The following is a 3,916-nucleotide window of genomic DNA, read 5'->3' as shown; positions in this document are numbered from 1 at the left end:
GCGGGCAGGCCGAGTTCGTTGACGTCGAGCAGCAGCTGGCGGGCCAGGCGCAGGCCCTTGTTGATGTGGAAGCTCTCGTCGAGATCGGGGTCGTTGACCAGGCCCTTCCAGCCGACCGTCGTGCGCGGCTTCTCGAAGTAGCAGCGCATCACCGTGATCAGCTCGGACCCGTAGCGCTCTGCCAGCGGCAGCAGGCGCTCGGCGTACTCGACCGCGGCCCCCGTGTCGTGGATCGAGCACGGACCGACGATGACGACCAGCCGGGGGTCGCGGCCGCTCACGGCATCGGCAATGGCCTGCCGCGCATTGGCGACGACGTTGGTGGCGCGCTCGCTGGTCGGCAGCTCCTCGAGGAGGATGGCTGGCGGCAGCAGAGGGCGGGTCTGGGTGATGCGAAGGTCGTCCGTCCGGCGGTACATTGCACCCGCCAGATTACTGCAGGGCCGCGCAAATCCGGAACCGCAGGCGAGTCATACCCCCTGCTACCGGCTTGACGGCCAGATGGTCTTCAGCGCCAGCAGGCGCGTGGACCCGCTGGCCGGGCGGCGCCCGCCAATCCACTCGATGCGGGTGAACGGACGCGTCGGGTAGACGCGCTCGGTCATCACCGTCTCGCCCTCGTTGGCGAAGACCTCGATGACGGATCGGTCGAAGATCACCCGCACCGGCACCTGCGGCAAGGGACGGAGCGGCCCCGTGTGGCGCTCGGCGTAGCCCTGCGGCGAGGGGCCCTGCCGCGAGCGCTGGCGGTCGATCGAGAGGGTCGTGCGGTCGGCGCTGACCGCAATCAGGACCTCTTCGCCGAGTTCGTTGCTCAGGCGCAGGCCGACCTCGCTCTGGTCGGCAGCGCTCACCACGAAGGTCATGTCGGCCGAGGGTGGCAGCGGCAGGCTGTCGCGCAGCACCTGATGCCGGGTCGGATCCGGGTCCATCAGGGCGCTCAGGCCTCCGGTCGGCTGCTGGATCAGCCGCCAGCCGTCGGGGGCACGGCGAAGCATGAGCCGGCGCGGCAGGGACTGCGCGCCGCGCCAGGTCTCGGTCGGCTCCTCGTTGGCGTATTGCCAGTTGCTGATCCACCCCATCCAGATCGGACCGCGTTCGCGCGCCGGCAGGTCGGAGAACGACAGCGAGGCGTAGAAGTCCTTGCCGTGATCGACCCAGCGCACCTGGCCCGGCGGGTCGTCGCTCACGAAGCGGGTGCCATCGAAAGTGCCGACGAAGTACTGGCCACCGGAGCCACCCCACGGGCCGCCCGGGTTGAGATCGACGTCGAGCACCCAGCGGGTGCGTCCCGGCTCGTGCTCGAGCGGCACTTCGATCAGGTCGGGACACTCCCACACGCCGCCTGTCGCGCCGGCCGGCCCGAAGTCGCTGAGCGCCGTCCAGGTCTTCAGGTCGGGCGATCCGAAGAAGCGGACCTTGTGCTGATCCGGCAGCACCGTGACCATCACCCACCGGCGGGTTGGCGCGTGCCAGAACACCTTCGGGTCGCGGAAGTCCTTCAGGCCGAGGTCGAGGACGGGATTGCCGGCGTACTTCGTCCACGTGCGGCCGCGGTCCTGGCTCACCGCGAGGTTCTGGGTCTGCCTGCCGTGGCCGTGCCCGGTGTAGATGGCCACGAGGCAAGACCGGTCGGCGCTCCTGCCGCGGCAGAGCCCGCTCGTGTTGCCGCGGTCGACCACGGCACTGCCCGAGAAGATCATCACGCCGTCGGCCTCGCCGAGGGCCAGTGGCAGATGCTCCCAATGGAGGAGATCGCGACTGACGGCATGCCCCCACGACATGTGCCCCCACGTCGTGCCCTGCGGGTTGTACTGGTAGAAGAGGTGGTATTCGCCGTCGTAGTGAACGAGCCCGTTCGGGTCGTTCATGAAGTTGCGGGGCGGCGAGAAGTGAATGCGCGGCCTGAGCGGCTCGTCGTAGAGCCGTGGGGTCCTGCTGACAGGCTGCGCCGACGGCACCGCGCCTTCGCCGAGGACCAGGGCGGCCAGCAGGACACCGCTCGTGAGGGCATGACGCATCGGCGATAGAGTAGCGGGCTTGGCGACGAACACGATGCGTCGAGTGTTCACGACGGAGCGAGTGGTCCTGCTGATGGTGCTGACGCTGGCGGCGGCGCTCCGGCTGCACGGGCTGTCCTTCGGCCTGCCGTTCGCGCATGCACGGCCCGACGAGACGGCCGTCGCCGGGCCCGCCGTCCTGTGTCTCATCGGCCAGTGCCGGCCGGTGGATTTCATCTACCCGACGGGGTTCATCTACGTCCTGACGCTGGCCTACCTGGGAGTCTTCCTGGTGCGGTGGGTGGCCGGCGTGTCCCCGGATCTCACCAGCTTCGCCGAGAGCCGGCGGGTCGACCTCGCGCCGTTCTTCCTGACCAGCCGCGCCATCTCGGCCATCGTCGGCATCGCGACCGTGTACTGGGTGGATCGCATCGGTCGGCTGTTGTGGAGCCCGGCGGCGGGCCTGGTGTCGGCGGGCTATCTCGCCGTCAGCCTGCTGCACGTCCGGGACTCCCACTTCGGGACCCTCGACGTGACGATGACCGGGCTCATCGTGCTGGCGACGCTGTACGTGCTGCGATGGCAGCAGACCCCACGCCACGGGCTGGCCATCGCCGCCGGACTCGTCGGCGGGGCGGCGACGTCCACCAAGTACAACGGCCTCGGCGTGGCACTGCCCTTCCTCGTGGCGGCGGCGAGCCTGTTGGCGGTGCCGCGCCCGACACGGCTCGTCCGGCCGAGCACCGTGGCCATCGCAGCGGCGCTGGCGGCCGCCGCTGGCGTCGTGGCCTTCCTGGCGCTCACGCCCTTCGTGCTCGTCGAGGCCGAGCGGTTCCTGCGCGACGTCACGGCGCGCGGTGACGGCCTGTCGCAGCCACACGGCATCGATGTCGGGTCGGGGTGGCGGCACCATGCGCTGGTGACGCTGCCGGCCGCCTTCGGCTGGCCGCTCTACCTCTGGAGCGTGGCCGGCGCCCTCGGCCTGCTGCTCACCCGCGCCCGCGCGGCGCTCGTGCTGCTGTCCTTTCCCGTCGCCTACTTCATCGTCATCGGCACCCTCGAGACCGTGTTCGCGCGCTACGCCCTCCCGCTGCTGCCCTTTCTGGCGCTGACTGCGGGCTGGTTGACGGTGGAGGTGGGTCGCCGGCTCGGCGCGCGATTCCCCGCCGTGCCTGCCTCAGCCGTCACCGTCCTCCTGGCGGTGGGGTTGGCCACGCCGTCGCTGCATCAGGCGATCCTGCTGGACCGCGTCCTGGCGCGGCCCGACACCCGCGTCATCGCGGCGCAGTTCCTTCTGCAGCACGCATCGCCAGGCCAGACCATCCACCTGTCGGGTCGCGACTACGGACACGTGCCGCTCACGCTCGGCACGGCGCGCACGGGCCTCGAGGTCCTCGTGGCGGACGCCGCCGGGGTGTTCGCGCCGGATGCCTCGGGGGAGGCGCGCCTGCCCGACTGGCTGGTGCTGCAGCGCTCGCCCCTGACGCTCTACAGCCAGGTGCCGCCGCACCTCGAACATCTCGCGGCATCACGGTACCGCCGGGTGGCCATGCTGCAGGCGACCGACGCGGGACACGCCGGCCTGTACGACCAGCAGGACGCGCTGTATCTTCCGCTGTGGGGCCTCGAGGGTGTGCGCCTGCCGGGCCCATCCATCGAAATCCTCCGCAGGCGCTAGCGCAGGCCCATCCGTAGGCACCGACATACACGTCATCACGTCTGAGGGGTCATGCCGTACATCACCGCCACCGCGACGCCGTCGACCGAGATCTACTACGAGGACCTGGGACAGGGGACACCTGTCGTCCTCATCCATGGCTGGCCGTTGAGCCAGGCGATGTGGGAGGGGCAGATCAACGCGCTCACCGCCGACGGCTACCGCTGCGTCGCTTACGACCGACGCGGGTTCGGCCGCT

Annotated in this window: 4 protein-coding genes; 2 read left to right on the top strand and 2 right to left on the bottom strand. The window is 70.3% G+C overall.

The features are described from left to right. On the bottom strand, positions 1–419 hold a 419-nt coding region (locus Q0C41_RS30315), incomplete at its 3' end, for a 3-deoxy-7-phosphoheptulonate synthase (RefSeq protein ID WP_291990584.1). Positions 420–482: 63 nt separating this feature from the next. Continuing rightward, positions 483–2,021, bottom strand: a complete 1,539-nt coding sequence (locus tag Q0C41_RS30310; RefSeq protein ID WP_291990583.1) for a glycoside hydrolase family 32 protein — start codon at positions 2,019–2,021, stop codon at positions 483–485. A gap of 43 nt (positions 2,022–2,064) precedes the next feature. On the opposite strand from Q0C41_RS30310, the gene Q0C41_RS30305 reads away from it, so the two are divergent. Together Q0C41_RS30305 and Q0C41_RS30300 are read left to right on the top strand one after the other, a co-directional pair. Continuing rightward, positions 2,065–3,678, top strand: coding sequence for a glycosyltransferase family 39 protein (locus Q0C41_RS30305; protein ID WP_291990581.1), 1,614 nt, complete (start codon positions 2,065–2,067; stop codon positions 3,676–3,678). A 51-nt stretch (positions 3,679–3,729) separates the two neighbouring features. Further along, positions 3,730–3,916, top strand: a 187-nt coding sequence (locus Q0C41_RS30300) for an alpha/beta fold hydrolase (RefSeq protein ID WP_291990579.1), incomplete at its 3' end; no start/stop codon positions are given.

The sequence above is a fragment of the Luteitalea sp. genome, from assembly GCF_022842525.1.
In the GTDB taxonomy this organism is placed as follows: domain Bacteria; phylum Acidobacteriota; class Vicinamibacteria; order Vicinamibacterales; family Vicinamibacteraceae; genus Luteitalea.
Note: the sequence above shows the minus strand (reverse complement) of the source record. Positions and strands in the feature narration are given on the sequence as shown.